Origin of the sequence: Novosphingobium sp. HII-3, assembly GCF_002916655.1 — a bacterium.
GTDB lineage: Bacteria > Pseudomonadota > Alphaproteobacteria > Sphingomonadales > Sphingomonadaceae > Novosphingobium > Novosphingobium panipatense.
This window is the reverse complement of record NZ_PPSM01000088.1, coordinates 1-16,582: the sequence shown is the minus strand read 5'-3', so window position 1 is coordinate 16,582 and position 16,582 is coordinate 1. Positions and strand designations below refer to the sequence as shown.

General features: G+C 64.2%; 14 protein-coding genes. 13 read left to right on the top strand and 1 reads right to left on the bottom strand.

Translation table 11 applies throughout. From position 1 onward, the window contains the following. Positions 1-38: 38 nt before the first annotated feature. Positions 39-2,084, bottom strand: coding sequence for a TonB-dependent receptor (locus C2R25_RS19650; RefSeq protein WP_233204165.1), 2,046 nt, complete (start codon positions 2,082-2,084; stop codon positions 39-41). Between the two features lie 228 nt (positions 2,085-2,312). Between C2R25_RS19650 and C2R25_RS19645 the strand changes: the two genes are divergently transcribed. The 13 genes from C2R25_RS19645 to C2R25_RS19585 all read left to right on the top strand — a co-directional run bounded on the left by C2R25_RS19645 (position 2,313) and on the right by C2R25_RS19585 (position 16,407). Continuing rightward, complete coding sequence (locus C2R25_RS19645) at positions 2,313-2,621, top strand: alkylphosphonate utilization protein (RefSeq protein ID WP_103730887.1); 309 nt, start codon at positions 2,313-2,315, stop codon at positions 2,619-2,621. Positions 2,622-2,793: 172 nt separating this feature from the next. Next, positions 2,794-3,492 carry a murein L,D-transpeptidase catalytic domain family protein gene (locus C2R25_RS19640; protein WP_233204164.1) on the top strand — a complete coding sequence of 233 codons (699 nt, stop codon included), beginning with the start codon at positions 2,794-2,796 and terminating at the stop codon, positions 3,490-3,492. A 79-nt stretch (positions 3,493-3,571) separates the two neighbouring features. Beyond that, the gene (locus C2R25_RS19635; protein ID WP_103730804.1) at positions 3,572-5,017 is read left to right on the top strand and encodes a L,D-transpeptidase family protein; all 1,446 of its coding nucleotides are present in this window, start codon (positions 3,572-3,574) and stop codon (positions 5,015-5,017) included. 105 nt (positions 5,018-5,122) lie between these two features. Further along, on the top strand, positions 5,123-6,037 hold the full coding sequence (locus tag C2R25_RS19630) for an NAD(P)/FAD-dependent oxidoreductase (RefSeq protein WP_103730803.1): 915 nt from the start codon (positions 5,123-5,125) through the stop codon (positions 6,035-6,037). A 352-nt stretch (positions 6,038-6,389) separates the two neighbouring features. Beyond that, positions 6,390-7,562 carry an HlyD family secretion protein gene (locus tag C2R25_RS19625; protein WP_103730802.1) on the top strand — a complete coding sequence of 391 codons (1,173 nt, stop codon included), beginning with the start codon at positions 6,390-6,392 and terminating at the stop codon, positions 7,560-7,562. A 1-nt stretch (position 7,563) separates the two neighbouring features. After that, entirely contained in the window at positions 7,564-9,132 is a 1,569-nt protein-coding gene (locus C2R25_RS19620) for an MDR family MFS transporter (protein ID WP_103730801.1), read from the top strand. Next, positions 9,132-10,616 (top strand): efflux transporter outer membrane subunit, encoded by a 1,485-nt coding sequence (locus C2R25_RS19615; RefSeq protein ID WP_103730800.1) that lies wholly within the window; start codon positions 9,132-9,134, stop codon positions 10,614-10,616. Before C2R25_RS19620 ends, C2R25_RS19615 begins: the two co-directional genes overlap by 1 nt. Before the next feature lie 188 nt (positions 10,617-10,804). After that, positions 10,805-11,116 carry a hypothetical protein gene (locus C2R25_RS19610; protein ID WP_103730799.1) on the top strand — a complete coding sequence of 104 codons (312 nt, stop codon included), beginning with the start codon at positions 10,805-10,807 and terminating at the stop codon, positions 11,114-11,116. A 225-nt stretch (positions 11,117-11,341) separates the two neighbouring features. Continuing rightward, on the top strand, positions 11,342-13,564 hold the full coding sequence (locus tag C2R25_RS19605) for a TonB-dependent siderophore receptor (protein ID WP_233204163.1): 2,223 nt from the start codon (positions 11,342-11,344) through the stop codon (positions 13,562-13,564). Positions 13,565-13,614: 50 nt separating this feature from the next. Beyond that, positions 13,615-13,878 carry a hypothetical protein gene (locus C2R25_RS19600; protein ID WP_103730798.1) on the top strand — a complete coding sequence of 88 codons (264 nt, stop codon included), beginning with the start codon at positions 13,615-13,617 and terminating at the stop codon, positions 13,876-13,878. Next, positions 13,875-15,485 carry a PepSY domain-containing protein gene (locus C2R25_RS19595; protein WP_103730797.1) on the top strand — a complete coding sequence of 537 codons (1,611 nt, stop codon included), beginning with the start codon at positions 13,875-13,877 and terminating at the stop codon, positions 15,483-15,485. Before C2R25_RS19600 ends, C2R25_RS19595 begins: the two co-directional genes overlap by 4 nt. Then, complete coding sequence (locus C2R25_RS19590) at positions 15,482-15,778, top strand: DUF3325 domain-containing protein (RefSeq protein WP_103730796.1); 297 nt, start codon at positions 15,482-15,484, stop codon at positions 15,776-15,778. Before C2R25_RS19595 ends, C2R25_RS19590 begins: the two co-directional genes overlap by 4 nt. Continuing rightward, the gene (locus tag C2R25_RS19585) at positions 15,775-16,407 is read left to right on the top strand and encodes a carboxypeptidase regulatory-like domain-containing protein (RefSeq protein WP_103730795.1); all 633 of its coding nucleotides are present in this window, start codon (positions 15,775-15,777) and stop codon (positions 16,405-16,407) included. The genes C2R25_RS19590 and C2R25_RS19585 overlap by 4 nt, the downstream gene beginning before the upstream one ends. The last annotated feature ends 175 nt before the right edge of the window (positions 16,408-16,582 follow it).

Sequence of the window (16,582 nt, the reverse complement as noted above, 5' to 3'; positions counted from 1 at the left end):
CTCCTGCCCCGTCCGGAGCACCCGAGCCCTTCTATGGCCTAGCGGGCCGGACCGCCGAAATGGAAGCTGGCTTCCAGACCGATGGTGCGCGGGCGCAGCCTTGTCGAGGTGATATCGAAGATGTTGGGGCCAAGGACCTGAACCTCACGGAAGCTGGTCGCACCGTGCTCATCGGTGATGTTGTCCGCGAACAGGGCCAGGGTCACGTCCCGGAATTCAAGTCCAATGCGGGCATCCACCCGATCGATCGTATCGCCCGGCAGGAACGCGGCGTAAGACGAGTTGCGCCGCGGTGACGTGTGCTGCCATCCCACCCGTCCGAACGCCTGAAGCGTGTCGCTGATCGCGCGGGTGTAATCGACCGAGGCATTCGCCGTAAACTTCGCCACGTCATCCACGGCAGCGCCATCAACGATGGCGGTGCCCGGTACTTCGCCGGTGTACTCGGCGTCGACGTAAGCCCCGCTCGCCGCCAGCGAGAGCCCCGGAAGGGGCTGGAGGAGCGCGCTGAGTTCCACACCCTTGGTGCGGGTGCCATTGGAGTTGATCAGCCCGTTGAACGTCGTTCCCGGGATCGGCAGACGAACCGTGACATCCTCCCAGTCACTGTAGAACACAGCTGCCTCGAGCGACAGCCTGCGCTCCCACAGCTCCGCCTTCGCCCCGACCTCGTAAGTCCAGATGGTATCGGGACGCAGCACCGACGGCAGTTCCACACCATAAAGAGGCGCGAGTGCGAGCGGTACGGTTGGCTGAAGCTGGCCGGAGCGGAAGCCCTTCGCGGCGCTGGCGTAGATCGTGGTGTTGGCTTGGGGCCGCCATGCTACGGAGAACCGCGGATTCCACGACTTGTAGGTGTCGCCCGGTTGCAGCGTGATTTCGCCCGAATTCGCTTCCTGGCCGCCCAGCCGGTCCTCGAAATACCGCAGGCCCGCTGTCAGGTCGAGCTGCGTGCCCGGGATCGTGTAGGTTGCCTCCCCGAAGACTGCGCGGGTGCGGTTGCGCAGTTCAGCGTCGTTATCGATGCCGGCCGCCGAGAACTTCACGATGTCGTTGCGCTGTGCGTTGCGCAGATACCCACCGATTGTCCACTTGAGCGGCGCGTCAGTCGTAGACGCGAGCCGCAGTTCATGAGCCTCGACGCCGATATCGATCGAGACATCGATCGTGCCCAGAGGGGAGGCACCCTGCTGGGGAACCGCGAAGTCACTGTGCGAATAGGAATAGAAGAGCTCGGCGCCCCCAACGTCGTAGCGGGCGGTTGCACCATAAAGCTCGAGGCGGCTGCGGCTTGAAGGCACGGTGCCGCGCGTCTGTTCGCCATCGTCCCGGGCGTTGGAGCCACCCGCCGGGAACTCGGACGTGGACAGCCAGTAAGTCCCGGTAATCGACAGCCGCTGCGTGGGGTCGAACCGCAGGCGGGCACGGAAAGTATCATACGTCTGGTCGTTGACGTTCGACAGGCCCGTGGAACTGTTGTCCACCCAGCCTTGATAACGCTCGTGGGTTCCTGCCACGCGGACGGCCAGTACGCCGGGCAGGATAGGAGCGTTGAAGGCGCCCTTCGCGCCGGCATTGGTTCCGCCCCCGCGGGTATCCGATACCATCCCGAAGCCCTTGGCTTCCCAGTTGTCCAGATCGGCGCCCTTCGTCAGAATTCGAACCGTGCCGCCCATGGAGCCTTCGCCGAATAGCGTTCCCTGCGGACCGCGCAGCACCTCGATCCGGTCAAGGTCCCATGCCCGCACATCAGGGCTGAGGGGAACCGTGACGCCTGTGAACGGCAGGTCATCCAGGTAATACCCGTTCTCGTTGGCGCCCAAGGAGCTGGATATGCCGCGGATGGTGATTTTTGAGCCGAGGGCGGAGCCGCTATCGTAGATGCCGACGCCGGGTACCTCCTGCAGCACGTCCGCAAGGTTGCGCGCGCCGCGACGTTCCAGGCGCTCGCCGCTGATGGCTGCGACGGCGATCGGCACGTCGACAGCCCGCTCTTCACGCTTCCGCGCCGTGACGATGATGTCTCCGCCCTCGAAATCAGCGCTTCCGGCGCTCTCCTGAGCGAACGCGGACGTGCTCGCCATAGCGGAGCAAAGCAGTGCAACGTGACGAGCCAACCGGGTGGGCATAAGCGACCTCATTTTGCAGGCTGCAGCTTCAGAGAACGGGCTTGCAACCTGGATATTCCTGTTTTTACGACAAGGGCTTCAGCTTCGAGCCCCTTCCCGGTGGCGCTTTGGCGGCGAGTAGTAAATAAAGCCTGAATCCCCGGGGGGCCGACGGGCCCGCTTCGGCTAACAGCGAGTGACATGATGACGAATGGCGATGACGAGTACGTTTATGATGACGCGAGCGGCGAATGGATCACCGCAGCCGAGGCAGCACAGAAATCGACGGCCGATGACCGGGTCGAAGTTCGCGATGCGGTGGGAAACCGGCTTGCCGATGGCGACAGCGTGACGCTCATCAAGGATCTGACGGTGAAGGGTGCGAACCAGACGCTGAAGCGCGGCACGGTTATCAAGTCGATCCGGCTGACTGGCGACACACAGGAAATTGACTGCCGTTTCGAGGGTATCAAGGGACTGGTGCTACGTGCAGAGTTCGTTCGTAAACGCTGATCTACGTCATCTATAAAGATGAGGGCGCTTCCGACCAAGAAGCGGCCGACTCCCACCAGAGCGGTGATTCAGAGGGTATACTGCCTCACAGCTGCGCTTTCGTGCACAAGTACACGAAAATAAAGGCAAATTAGCCCCTTCAAATGTCGGGCTATTTGCCCATAATGGCGACATGCACAATTTGCCGATTCAACCCAGCCGCCGTGCGCTGATGATTTCTGGCGTCACGCTTGCAGTGGGCGCGCTTGCCCAGTCCACGAAGACCTTCACCACGCCCGCGCCGGAACGCGTGACGATAAAGCCTCCGAAAGTGCCGGCCGCCCCGCGCATTGCGCGACCGAACTCGCGTTTCGACGTCGAGCCGAAGCTCCTTGAACGCGCTCTCGCGGCGCTGAACCGGCATTCCTCCGCGATCAGGGAGCGGGATCGAATCGCCATTGTCGATTTCGATGCGCCCTCTTCCGAACCGCGCCTTCATTTCCTCGACGTGGTCAGCGGCAAGGCAACACGTATGCTCGTCGCCCATGGTTCGGGGTCTGATCCGGGGCATACCGGCTATCTGAAAACCTTCTCCAACGCGTTCGGTTCCAACGCTTCGAGCGAAGGCGCCTTCCTTACGGATGATTATTACGTCGGCAAGCACGGCCGGTCACAGCGTCTGCTTGGTCTGGACCATACCAACAACAACGCACTGGCCCGTGCGGTGGTGGTTCACAGCGCCTGGTATGCGAATGACGACATGATTTCGGCTCACGGCAAACTTGGACGCAGCCAGGGGTGTTTTGCGGTGGGCGAGGACAAGCTGGATGATGTGTTCGCTTTCCTTGGCAAGGGCCGCATGATCTACGCAGATCGCATGGGAGCAGCCTGAGCCGGACGTCTGCGCCGGTTTCGTGTGCAACCCTGCGCGTCCACCTCCGTTGTTATACGGGTCTTTCAAGGAGATCCGCGTGCGCAGTGGTGCAATTGCTTGTTCGTTGCTGACTTTGGCCTTCGCCCTCAGCGGATGCGATGCCTTCACGGGAGACCGTGAGAGCGCTGCAGCGGTGGCGAGTATAGACCAGGTCGACTGGTCCAGCGACACGGCCGGCCAGCTACGCTCCGCCATCGACGGCCGCGTAGCCCACGGCCTGGACGCGATGAACTTCACAGTCGAAGGCGATCCTGCAAATCAGGACGGCGATCAGGCGCTGACACGCAGCGCTCTGCGATACGCCGCCGCACTGGCCACCGGCGCCAGCGATCCGTCCAAGCTGCACGAAGTCTACACGATCGCGCGGCCGAAGCCTGACCTGGAGCGAGGATTGGCGCAGGCCGTTGCCGACGGCAAGGTGAAGGACTGGCTCGATTCTCTGGCCCCGCAGGACGATGGCTACCGCAGTCTGTCCAAGGCGTACACGGAACTGCGTCGGCAGCGGAACGGTCCTTCCCCCGTGATTCCGGACAAGGGTGAAGCCATCGACCCTGGCGCTACGGATAAGCGCATTCCGGTGATCGCGCGCCAGCTGGTGGCCTCCGATTACCTGGCTCCGGAAGCCGCGCAAGGCGATCGTTACACACCCGCGATGGTACAGGCTGTCCGGCGCATGCAGGCGGATTACGGCATCAAGCCCGATGGCGTGATCGGCAGCGATGCGCTGGGCATCCTGAACCTTTCGGACGACGACAGGGCGCGCGAGATGGCCGTCGCGATGGAGCGGATGCGCTGGCTGGAACGGCAGCCAGCGGCAACGCGGATAGATGTGAACATCGCTTCAGGCCGGTTGAGCTACTGGCGCGACGGCAAACTTGCCGACACGCGCAAGGCCATTGTGGGTGAACCCGACCATGAGACGCCCCAGCTTGGATCGCCGATTTACCGGCTTGTCGCGAATCCCACCTGGACTGTCCCTCGTTCCATCCAGAAGAACGAGATCGAGGGTAAGGGCGCGGGCTATCTGCGGCAGAACAACATGGCTTGGGAGGACGGCTGGATCGTTCAGCAGCCCGGGCCCAAGAACTCGCTCGGCCTGGTCAAGTTCGACATGAAGAATGATCACCAGATCTACCTTCACGACACGCCTGCCAAGCAATTGTTCAACGAGGTTCAGAGACAGCGCAGCCATGGCTGCGTGCGTGTGGAAGACGCCCTCGGCTTTGCCGAGATGCTCGCCCGTGACGAGGGCGTGCTTGAGGAATGGCAGCGGGCACGTGCAACAGGCAAGGAAACCTTCGTCCCCCTGCCCCGCGAGATACCGGTGCGGCTGATCTATCAGACGGTGCTGTTTGGGGAGGACGGAGCCCCGATCATCCGATCGGACCCCTATAGCTGGAATGACAAGGTCGCCACGGCACTGGGCTTCGCGTCTCACCAGGGGTACCGCGTCCGCACGGCAAACGGAGACGTCGGCCCTTAAAAAGCCACGTTGGTCCGATTGGCGGGAGATCGTCCGAACTCCCGCCAAGTTGCGATTTTCCGGGGGGCTGCTGGAACCTCTGGCATACCGATGCCTTGCGCCTCCATGGACACACCACTTGATTGCCTCATCATCGGCGCGGGGCCTGCGGGCCTGACCGCCGCGATTTACCTGTCGCGCTTTCACCTTCGGACGGGGCTGGTAGACGCGGGCAAGAGCCGGGCTGCCCTTATCCCGTGCACCCGCAATCACCCCGGCTATCCCGGTGGGATCTCTGGCGAAGACCTGCTGGCGCGGATGCGCGAACAGGCAGCCGAGTTCGGCGCTCATGTGACAGACGCGCTTATCGAAACGCTTGAGCGCAATGACGACACCTTCATCGCGCGCGGCGAGGGGCTGGAAGTCGCTGCTCGTACGGTGCTTCTTGCGACCGGCGTCGTCAACAAGCGCCCACCGATCGCACCCGAGGTCCATGACGCGGCGCTCGCTCGTGGGCTCTTGCGCTACTGCCCCATCTGCGACGGTTTCGAGGTGACTGACAAGCGTGTTGGCGTCATCGGCAGCGGCACTCACGGCTTCAAGGAGGCGCTTTTCCTGCGGATGTACACGCACAGCGTCACCCTCGTCGCGCCGGATGCGAAGCATGATCTGAGCGAACTTGAACGGGAACAGGTCAGCAGGGTCGGTATACGGCTTATCGATGGGCCCTGTGCGCCCCTGCGTCTTGCCGGGGAGGAAATGCTTGTTCCCACCCCAGCCGGCGAGCTCGCATTCGATTCCGTCTACCCGGCGCTTGGGTCAATCATTCGGTCCGAGCTGGCCCTGATGCTTGGCGCAGAAGCGACGGACGACGGCTGCCTGGTGGTCGATGATCATCAGCGCACGTCCATACCGGGGCTCTACGCTGCAGGAGACGTCGTCAAAGGGCTGGATCAGATCAGCCACGCCATGGGAGAAGGCGGAGTAGCCGCAACGACTATCCGCAATGATCTGGCCGAAACCGGGACATTGCTTCGATAAGCATCCCCGGCCTTCGCCATGGGTTCACGTTAGCGCCAGAAGAACTGTCGCGAACAACAGAAACGCCACACAACTCATTCCGCACAACGTGCCGAATGGACAAGCGTGAATGCTTGGATCGTACCTCTCCATACACCCTATCTCCGGATGCGTTTTATTATGATTCGGAGCGTACGCTTCATCGCATCCGCTCGCAAGCCGTGGCAGCGATGCCGCAGAAACAATCGTGCCGGATGCGAAGGGAACCGAAAGGGATCTTCGGCTTTGTCATGGATTGGCGGAAACTGGGGGGTGTGCTTGCGCGATATAATGATCTTGACGCTTTATTCGCTTGACGTAATGGGCAGCCTCGATGGCTGATGAACGCACTCCCCCTCAACCCGACGATGAACCTCGCGATGAAGCCGCCAACGAAGGCTCCCGCCGGCCGGGTCTGAGCAGACGGACAAAGGGCATCCTGCTGATTGCGGCAGCTGTCGTCCTGCTTGCCGTCGCCATCTGGGTCGTCCGGTACAAGACCTATGGCCAGTACTTCGAAGAAACGGACGACGCGCAGATCCGCGCAGATGCTGTCACGATCGCGCCCAAGGTTAGCGGGTACGTGACCGCAGTGCTCGTGGGAGACGACCAGGATGTCGTCGCCGGACAGCAACTCGTCTGGATTGATCCGGGTAACTACGACGCCCAGGTAGCCCAGGCCCGCGCTCAGATCGCGCAGGCTTCCGCGGGAGCGGAGAACGCGCGCGCGGCCATTTCCGAGCAGGAAGCGGCCATCGAGCAAGCGGAGGCCCAGCTCGAGGCTGCGAGGGACAAGGCCGCGCACGACGCCGCCGAAGTGGCACGTTACGCGCCGCTGGCGGCGAGCGGAGCCGAAACCCGGCAGCAACTCGCGCAGCTGCGGCTCGCGGCGGATCAGTCGGCGCAGCAGGTCCGCCAGCAAGCGGCCGCACTTGAAATGCAGCGCCGCCGGGTCTCCGGCATGCGCGCACAGGTCCGACAGGCGGAGGCGCAGGGCGAAGGAGCACGAGCCCAGCTGCAGGCGGCGGGGATTGATCTTTCCTCCACCCGCATGGCCTCCCCGACCGACGGCCGCATCGGTGACCGCACGGTTCGGGTCGGCCAGTTTGTGCAGGCTGGCACCCGGCTCATGACGGTGGTTCCGCTGGACAAGCTCTACGTGGTCGCCAACTTCAAGGAGACCCAGCTGGCACGCATGCGCCCGGGCCAGCCCGCCAAGATCGCCGTGGATGCTCTGGAGGGTACCGAAATTCGTGGCCGCGTGATCAGCGTCTCGCCCGGAACGGGCGCGCAGTTCTCCATCCTGCCGCCGCAGAACGCCACCGGCAATTTCACCAAGATCGTGCAACGCGTACCGGTTCGGCTCGCGATCGAGGCACCGGCCTCGGCGCGCAAGGTTCTGGTCCCGGGTCTCTCCGTAAGGGTCACCGTGGACACCCGGGGCGGAAAGGGCGAAATAGACCGCATCCAGAAGGACCAGGAGCAGCTCGAAAACAAGGCGAATTGACATGGCGTCATCCGCCGCCACCGCTGCCAACGCCGCGCAGACCCGACCGGCCAATGCGGACCTGAGTGCCTGGCTTGCGGTCGCGGCAGGAACCTTGGGCGCGCTGATGGCGACGCTCGATATCTCGATCGTCAACTCCGCCTTGCCGACCATTCAGGGCGAAATCGGCGCGTCAGGCACGGAAGGCGCCTGGGTGGCGACCTCGTACCTCGTGGCTGAGATCATCATCATCCCGCTTTCGGCCTGGCTGGAACGTGTCCTTGGATTGCGCACGTTCCTGCTGATCTCGGTGACCCTGTTCACCGGCTTCTCCATACTTTGCGGATTTGCCAACTCCCTCACGGTCATGATCATCGGACGAGTCGGCCAGGGAATCACCGGCGGCGCCATGATCCCGACCGCGCAGACGATCATCGCGCAAAGGCTTCCCCGGCATCAGCAATCGGTGGGCACGGCCGCCTTTGGCGTGGTGGCGATTCTGGGGCCGCTCGTGGGGCCCCTGGTCGGTGGCTGGCTGGCAGAGAACGTGAGCTGGCATTACGCGTTCTTTCTGAACGTTCCCCTCTCGATCATCCTCATCGTCCTTCTGCTCGTGGGTCTGCCGCACCAGCCATCCAGGCTGCATCTGTTTCGCGAGGCCGACTGGATCGGCATCATCGGATTGGCGCTCGGCATGGGTGGCCTGACTGTCTTCCTCGAAGAAGGTGCTCGGGAGGAGTGGTTTGCGTCCGGTCTCATCCAGCAGATGGCGATCCTGACGATCGTCGGCTTCGTGATGCTGTTCTACGGTCAGTTCACCGCCAAACGGCCCGTGATCAAGCTCTCGCTGCTGCTCGACCGGCAGTTCGGGTCAGTGGCGCTGATGGGTGTTGCACTTGGCGTCGTGCTTTACGGCACATCCTATGCCATCCCGCAGTTCCTTGCGGCCATCGCCGGGTACAACTCCCTGCAGTCGGGCCAAGTCGTGCTTCTTTCGGGCATTCCAAGCATCCTTCTGATGCCCTTCGTGCCCCTGCTGATCCGCTATGTCGACATCCGCATCGCGGTGGCGCTTGGCATGGGAATCATGGGCATTTCCGCCTATCTGGAAACCTCCCTGACCGCAGCCTCCGTCGGCAGCGACTTCACCGAGTCCCAGCTCATGCGCGGCGTGGGACAGATCCTGGGGATGCTGTTCCTGAGCCAGGCCGTCGTCCAGTCTGTCCCTCCCGAAGACGCTGGCGATGCCTCCGGCCTGTTCAACGCCATGCGCAACCTGGGCGGCAGCTTCGCGCTAGCGGGCATATCGATCCTTCAGCAGGACCGGCTATGGCTTCACTCCCGGCGGATCGAGGAGAGCCTCAACGCCAACTCCGCCGATGTACAGAATTACCTCTCCGGCCTGAGCAACGCGGTCGGCGGTGAGGCAGCGGGCCTGAGGCTTCTCGGCCAGCAAATACAGCAACAGGCGCTTGTCATGACCTACAACGACATCTTCTTCGCAATGAGCCTGGTGACGCTGGCGGTGGTTCCGCTGGTGCTGTTCCTGCGCCCCCTGCCGCGCAACGCTTCGCTGGCGGGAATGCATTGATGCGCCGCGCAACGATCCTCCTTCTCTCTGCCAGCGTTGCCGCGTGCAGCACAGGCCCCGACTATGCCGGCCCTCCGGAGGTCGGCAGCACCGCCACCGCGCGCGGCACTTTCGTGCGCGCGGGCGACCCGGCCCTCAACACGGGTGCCGCCGTGGCGCGGTGGTGGGAAACGCTCGGCGACCCTGTGCTTACCGGCCTGGTCGATGATGCCCTGAGCCAGAGCCCCGACATCTCCATAGCCCAGGCCCGCATCCGGGAGGCGCGCGCGAAGCTTCAGCAAGGGCGCGCTCAACTGCTGCCCACGCTGGCCGGAACGGGGATGTTCGTACATGCGCGCCTTCCCGGCACCGGTCTGGGCTCGCTCACCGGTGGATCGGGCGGCGAAGGCCAGGATGGCGGCGCGCAACAGGACGAGTCTTCGGATGGCTCCTCCCTCAACTTCTACAACATCGGCGCCAATGTTTCGTGGGAGCCGGATCTGTTCGGCGGTCGCCGTCGCGAGGTGGAAGCTGCGCAAGCGAACCTTGATCAAAGGTTCGCGGAGCTTGCCGATGCGCAGGTCTCGCTGAGCGCTCAAGTCGCGCAGTCCTACGTCAATCTCCGGGACGTGGAAGAGCGCGCGCGGCTTAACGCCCGGTCGAGCGAGTTGCAGCGCAGATCGCTCGAGCTCATGCGGCAGCGCCTCGCGGCAGGAACCGCCTCCCGCCTTCAGGTGCAGCGTCTGGAGACGGAGCTGGCCTCGACAGACGCTCAGAATATCCCTCTGGACGCGCAGATCGCACTATACAGGGACGCACTGGCCGTTCTCACCGGTCGTACCCCGGGCGAACTGGACGCGCAGCTTGCGGGTGTGGCGCCGGTGCCGCTTCCGCCCGCCGCTGTGCCAATCGGCGATCCTGCGACCCTGCTATCACGGCGGCCCGACGTACGCACCGCGGAGCGCGCGCTTGCTGCCGGGACCGCACAAATCGGCGCGGCCAAAGCGCGTGCCCTTCCCGGTATCAAGTTCTCCGGCATTCTGGGGCTTGGTGGAACGGAACCGGGCGATGTGCTCGACCCCGGGAACCTGGCGGCGCTGCTGATGCCGCAGCTCAGCTTTCCTGTTATCGACTTCGGCCGCAGCCGGGGAGCCGTGCAGGAAGCGGAGGCGCAAAGGGACGCCGCTGAAGGCCAGTACCGCAAGGCGGTGCTCTCGGCGCTTCAGGATGCTGAAGACAGCCTTGCCCGCTTTGGCGCCACACGGCGACAGCTCGCCCAGCTCATTCAAGCGGAACGCAGCGCTGCCGGCGCGGCACGGCTCAACCGCCAGCGGTTCGAAGCTGGAACCAGCACTCTGATCGACCAGCTGGACATAGAACGCCAGCAACTCTCATCGTCCATCGCGGTAGCGCAGGCGAAAGCGCAACTCACGATCGACTACATCGCAATTCAGAAAGCCCTCGGCCTTGGCTGGAGCGAGCCGGCGGAGCCCGCCACGCGCTAGTCCGAGCGTGGTCGGGCTAGGCCGATGACCCGGATGATCGCGCCCACCGCTTTCGTTCGCCGGTTTTCATGCCCACCAATGCCGTCGGGCGGTGCCGTGCTGACCGCGCCAAGCTTGTAGCCTGTATCAGAGCGGTGCCGGGCGGCGTTTGCCTTGCTACGGCGCCCTTGAGAGCGCATAATGGTGGAATGGCGCGCAAGGAAACATGTGGCCTGTTGGCGGCAGCAACAGCACTGACTTTCGTCTGTGCCGCTCCTTTGGCTGCTCAGGCTCCTGCGGTTATCAAGGCAGCGCCGGGCAAGACCACCAAACCACACCCGAAGCCACGCTGGCGCGCTTTTGCCGTTCCGGGCCAGGGCACAGTTTACGTCGTGCCGGTACAGCCGAAAGACACCCGCTCACCTAAAGAGCGATGCCAGGAAGAGGAAATCGCGCGCGAAGGTGGCTCCCCATCTGTGCTCGCGCAGGGCGCTATCGACCTGAAGTGCAGCCAAAGCTGATCGCGCAGTTCGGCGCAGATATTTCGAATAACTTCCGCAAGCCTTGATCATCTCTCTGCGGCCGCTGCCGCAGGGCGCAATGGCGTGCCAACCTTCTGCGATTACTCTCCGCAACGCGAATATGTCCCAGCGATACAACACACTTCCATCCGACTGTCCGTGATATTGCGAGTGACTCGCTTTAGCATCAAGTCTAATGCGCTCTTCGAATCAGGGAGCGACAGAGTGAAGGGCAGTCTTTTGAATACCGCAGGCGCCGTGGCAGCGGCGATCTTGGGCATGAGCCCGGCACAGGTTCGGGCGGCGGATGCCGAGGATACGCCCCGCTCCGGGGACATCGTTGTGCTGGGCAAGAGCTATGGCGTCGATGTGGGCAAGACAGTTACCCCGCTCAAGGATATCCCGAACACCATCACGCTTATCGATCGCGAGCAGATTGAGGCGCAAAACCTGTTTACCCTGGAAGATGCGCTGACGGCCACCCCGGGCATCACCGTTACCGGCGTCGGAAGCGAGGATCCTTCCTACATGTCGCGCGGCTTCGCGATCTCCAACTACCTGGTGGACGGCACCCCGACACTTTCGTTCGGGTTCCCTGCCGTCGTCCCGGATCTGTTCTTCTACGAGCGGCTCGAAGTGCTGCGCGGCCCGGCCGGCCTGTTCAGCGGTTCGGGAAACCCGGCGGGCAGCATCAACCTGGTGCGCAAGCGCCCGCTCGACGAGTTCAAGGCACAGGTCGCCCTCGGCTACGGCAGCTACCAGAACTTTCGCGGCGAGGTCGATGTGTCCGCCCCGCTTGCGCCCGGCGTCGCCCTGCGCGCTGGCGCCATGGTTCAGGACCAGGACCAGTTCTTCGACGTTGGGCACCGCAACCGACTGGCGGTATTCGGCGTCGGCAAGATCGACATCGGCGAGCGCACGACGTTCACCGTGGGTGCGAGCTACGACCGCTTCAAGCCGGCGGTCCAGTCCGGCCTCCCTGGCATCGCCGGCGGCTGGGACGGCAGCGACGGCCAACTGCTCGACATTTCGCGCTCCACCTACCTCGGCGCCGACTGGAACCGGTTCCGCTCCGATATCTGGTCGGTCTTCGCCGACCTGACGCACCGGATCAGCGAGCGTTGGACGATCCGGGCAAGTGGCCTCTACAGCGACGTGGAGCGCGTCGACATCTACAGCTACATCGGAAACCAGCCGGTCACCGCGACCAACGGCGTCACCAATCAAATCGCCTATCGCGGCGACAGCTTCATGAAGACGCGTTCGTTCGATTTCAACGCCCTTGGCACCTTCCCGGCATTTGGCCGCGATCAGACACTGATCCTGGGCGTCGATTATCAGGCCAGTTCATATCAGTCCTACTACACGCGCCTGTCCAACTACGCGAAGATCGACGTGTACGATCCCGTTTCGCCACTGGAGCCTCCGCTCAACCCGTATGGCCCCTCTGCCCCCTACCCGGTGCAAGGTGGCACCCCCGGACAGACAGCGACGCAGAACTACGGGGCATCGGACACCCGGATTGAGCAATATGGTGCCTACGGCCAATTGCGCTTCAGCCCGATGGACGGCCTCACCGCGACCGGTGGCGGGCGTCTCACCTGGTGGGAAACGACGACGCAGGCGCTGCTGCCAGCGCCGGGCCCGAAAGGGGGCTACACCGTCGAAGGCCGGTTCACACCGTATGCGGGACTTGTGTGGGACGTGACCAGCGACTGGAACGTCTACGGCTCCTACGCGGACAGCTTCACGCCGCAGGCCGCTCCCGCCGGCCGCTCTCGCCCCGAGGGAAAGGACATCGAGCCGCTGGTAGGCGCGCAGTACGAGGTCGGTACCAAGCTCTCCCTCATGGACGACAGGCTGCTGCTGTCCGGCGCTGCCTACCAGATCGAGCAGACCAACCGCCTCTTCAACGATCCGGACGACGCCACTGTGGTGCTCCAGGTCGGCAAGGTGCGCGCGCGCGGCGTCGAGGCCGAGGCGGCCGGCGAGATCCTGCCGGGCTGGCGCATCAACGGTGGGTACAGCTACACCCGAACCAAATACATCGAAGACGCCAATGCGCAGTACGAGGGCCTGCCATTGGTACCGATCATTCCGAAGCACTCGATCAAGCTGTTCACTAACTACAAGCAGCAGAGCGGCTCTCTTGCCGGGCTGAGCCTGGGCGGAGGCCTGACCTGGTTCAGTTCGACGTACGGCGGCGTGCCCGCTGTCCGCAACGCCGCCGGTGTCGTCACCACCCGCTCCACGATCGTGAGACAGGGCAGCTACGCCGTCGTCGACCTGCGCGCCGGATATGAAATCGACGAGCGCATCTCGCTTTCGGTGAATGTCAACAACCTGCTCGACAAGAGCTACTATGCGCGCATCTCTTCGACCGGCCGCGGCAACTACTATGGCACCCCGCGAACGGTGTTCGCGACGCTGCGGTTCACGTACCCGTGATCGGCCGCGGGAGCACTTCTGGCGGCGCGGCCTGGCGGCGGCGCGGCGATATGGCGCTGCGCATCATCGCCGCCGTGCCACTCGGCTATGCGGTTGCCAGTCTCTGGGCGATGGCGCTTGCCAGACTGCTCCCCGGCGACCGCGCCGAGGCGACGGCAGCGGCCACCCTCGTCTCCTTCGCGCTGTGCGCCGGCGCCGCTATGTGGGCGTTCGCCGCGCGCAGCGGCTGGCGTGCGGTGTGGACGCTCGCCCTCTGCGGCCTGCTGGCCGGCGGGGCGACCTGGCTTTCGATCATGAGTTCGGGGCGACTATGAGCAAGAGCTTCCGCCAATCGCAATCGTTCCTTCACACCTGGTCGGGGCTGCTGCTCGGCTGGGTGCTGTTTGTCGTGTTCGTCGCCGGAACGGTGGCGTTCTGGCGTGAGGGACTGAACCGCTGGATGCGGCCCGAACTGGACCGGATCGAGCAACCCTACGCGGTGCTGGCGGGGGCGCAGCGGTTCCTTGAAGGCAAGGCACCCGATGCGAAAAGCTGGTACATCACCATGCCCAGCGAACGCACGCCGGGCGCGCAGGTCTACTGGCAACCCCAACCCGAGCCGGGCAAGGAGCGTGGCCGACGCGGCCGGCGGGAGAACCAGGCGCTGATCGGTGCGGATGGTCTACCCGCCGCTTCGCGCGAGACGCGGGGCGGCGAGTTCTTCTACCGCTTCCATTTCGACCTGCACTACATGCCGATGATATGGGCGCGCTGGCTTGTTGGCGTGGCCGCGCTTGCCATGCTTGTTGCGATCCTGACCGGGATCGTGACGCACAAGAAGATCTTCAAGGACTTCTTCACGCTGCGCCGGCACAAGGGGCAACGGTCGTGGCTGGACGGGCATAACGCCACGGCGGTGCTGGCCCTGCCCTTTCACCTGATGATCACCTACACCGGCCTCGTCACGCTGATGGCGATGCTGATGCCCTGGACGGTCATTGCCAATTACGCCGACAGCCAGACGTTCTACGATCGCCTGTTCCCCACCATGGCGCAGACGCCCCGCAGCGGGACCCCGGTGCATCTGACGAACATCGCACGCGTCGCGCGCGATGCCGAAAGGCGGTTCGGCGGCCCTGTCGGGTATCTGACCATCACCGAGCCGGGCGATGCAACCGCCACCATCACAGTGACCCGGGCACCATCCTCGATGCTGTCTTCCCGCACTCCCTCTCTGACCTACCGCGGCGTGGACGGCTCCCTCGCCTGGCAGTCTCCACCCCCGGGCGGTGCCAACGTAACGGCAGGGGCGATGATCGGTCTGCACGCGGCGCGGTTCGCGGACTACGGCGTGCGCTGGCTCTACTTCCTTTCCGGCGTGGCTGGCTCCCTGATGGTAGCCAGCGGGCTGGTGCTGTGGACTGTCAAACGGCGTGAGAAGCTGCCTGATCCGCAGCGCCCGCACATTGGCTTCCGGATTGTCGCCTGGCTCAACGTGGCCGTCGTAGCCGGCTTTCCGCTGAGTATGGCGGCCATGCTTTGGGCGAACCGCCTGCTTCCCACCGCCATACCGCACCGCGCCGAATGGGAGGTCCATGCGCTGTTCCTCGCGTGGGCGGGAGCGCTGGCAATGGCGACGGTGCTGCGGGAAAAGAAGGCCTGGAGCCTGCTGCTCGGTTCGACCGGGGCACTTCTGGCGGCGCTTCCCGTCTACAACGCCTTCGCCACTTCACGCGGCCTCCCGGTCACCCTCGCGGGCGGCGACTTCATGCTGGCGGGGATCGACCTTGCGCTGATCGTCATGGGCGGCGCCTTTCTTGGGACGGCCTGGCGCGTCCATTGCTACAGCCCTGCCGCCAGAAGGGTGCGGCAGCCCCGTCCGGCCACGGTCCCCGAACCGGTCGTCATGCCCAACCCACCGGTGCTGGAGCCTGCCGAATGACGGCGCTTTGCCTTCTCCTTGCGGTCGTCGCCTTCGTCCTGTTCGGGCTGGCGACGGATCACCATCACCAGCAGCGCCTTGGCCAGCGCCTGACGCGGGGCCGCAAGCGCCACCTGCGCCGGCTGGCCTGGGTCGGCGTAGGGGCCTGCCTCGCCGCTGCCTTCGCTGCGCAAGGCTCAGTCTACGGCGCGATCGCGGGGCTGGGCGCTCTCAGCTTCGGCGCAGGCGCCGTATTCCTGTTCCTCAACCTGGTGCCCGCAGGTGGGCCCGACACCAAAGGGAAACCGAAATGAAGTTCAGGTATCTCACTCCATTCGTGCTCGCATGCATGGCTACAGGAGCGCAGGCCCACGAAGTCTGGATCGAGCGCGACGGCACCGGTCCTGCCCGCATCTACCTAGGTGAACCGGCCGAGGTGCTGCCTGCGAACGGCGATCCCGAGTTCCACCACCTGAAAGCACCCAAGGTCCTTGGCGCCGGGACGGTCGCACCGGTACGCAAGGCGGGCTATCTCGAGGTGGCGGTTCCCGCCGGGGATGTACGCGCGCAGGACGACAGCGTGTTCGCGCCTTGGGGTGCGGACGGTCGCAAGGAGGCGGTCGCCTACTTCGCCCGCGCCGGTCGCGCCGAGTCCGCCGCCCGGATGCCGTTCGAGATCACGCCCGTGGCAGCCAACGGTGACCGTTTCGCGCTGGTGCGTGATGGCAAACCGGTCGCCGGAGCCGAAGTGACTGTCATCGCGCCGGACAAGTGGACCAAAACAGCCATCACCGACAGCGAAGGCCGTTTCACTGCCCCCTCGAAGGGCAAAGGGCGCTACATCCTGACCGCCACGCAAAAGGACGAGGGCGGCGCACAGACCAGCCAGGGACAAGTCGCAGTGCTCCATCGTATCGCGACCACGACCTTCGTGATCGACTAAGCTCTCGGGAAACGGGTGCAGCAGCAATCGGACAACGCGGCCGGTAAACGATGGAGTGGATGGCTCCCGCTCACCGGCTGAGGCAGACTGCCTCGGCTGAAGAGCGAGGAGACGGACGATGAGTGAGATTGTCACGATTGGGCTGGATATCGCGAAGTCGGTGTTCCAGGTCCAT

What these genes read in the sequence shown, in the direction of transcription:
- C2R25_RS19620 (WP_103730801.1), top strand. Translation starts at nt 7,564, where the DNA reads ATGGCGTCATCCGCCGCCACCGCTGCCAACGCCGCGCAGACCCGACCG.
- C2R25_RS19600 (WP_103730798.1), top strand. Translation starts at nt 13,615, where the DNA reads ATGGCGCTGCGCATCATCGCCGCCGTGCCACTCGGCTATGCGGTTGCC.
- C2R25_RS19625 (WP_103730802.1), top strand. Translation starts at nt 6,390, where the DNA reads ATGGCTGATGAACGCACTCCCCCTCAACCCGACGATGAACCTCGCGAT.
- C2R25_RS19650 (WP_233204165.1), bottom strand. Translation starts at nt 2,084, where the DNA reads ATGGCGAGCACGTCCGCGTTCGCTCAGGAGAGCGCCGGAAGCGCTGAT.
- C2R25_RS19630 (WP_103730803.1), top strand. Translation starts at nt 5,123, where the DNA reads ATGGACACACCACTTGATTGCCTCATCATCGGCGCGGGGCCTGCGGGC.
- C2R25_RS19610 (WP_103730799.1), top strand. Translation starts at nt 10,805, where the DNA reads ATGGCGCGCAAGGAAACATGTGGCCTGTTGGCGGCAGCAACAGCACTG.
- C2R25_RS19640 (WP_233204164.1), top strand. Translation starts at nt 2,794, where the DNA reads ATGCACAATTTGCCGATTCAACCCAGCCGCCGTGCGCTGATGATTTCT.
- C2R25_RS19595 (WP_103730797.1), top strand. Translation starts at nt 13,875, where the DNA reads ATGAGCAAGAGCTTCCGCCAATCGCAATCGTTCCTTCACACCTGGTCG.
- C2R25_RS19615 (WP_103730800.1), top strand. Translation starts at nt 9,132, where the DNA reads ATGCGCCGCGCAACGATCCTCCTTCTCTCTGCCAGCGTTGCCGCGTGC.
- C2R25_RS19590 (WP_103730796.1), top strand. Translation starts at nt 15,482, where the DNA reads ATGACGGCGCTTTGCCTTCTCCTTGCGGTCGTCGCCTTCGTCCTGTTC.
- C2R25_RS19585 (WP_103730795.1), top strand. Translation starts at nt 15,775, where the DNA reads ATGAAGTTCAGGTATCTCACTCCATTCGTGCTCGCATGCATGGCTACA.
- C2R25_RS19645 (WP_103730887.1), top strand. Translation starts at nt 2,313, where the DNA reads ATGACGAATGGCGATGACGAGTACGTTTATGATGACGCGAGCGGCGAA.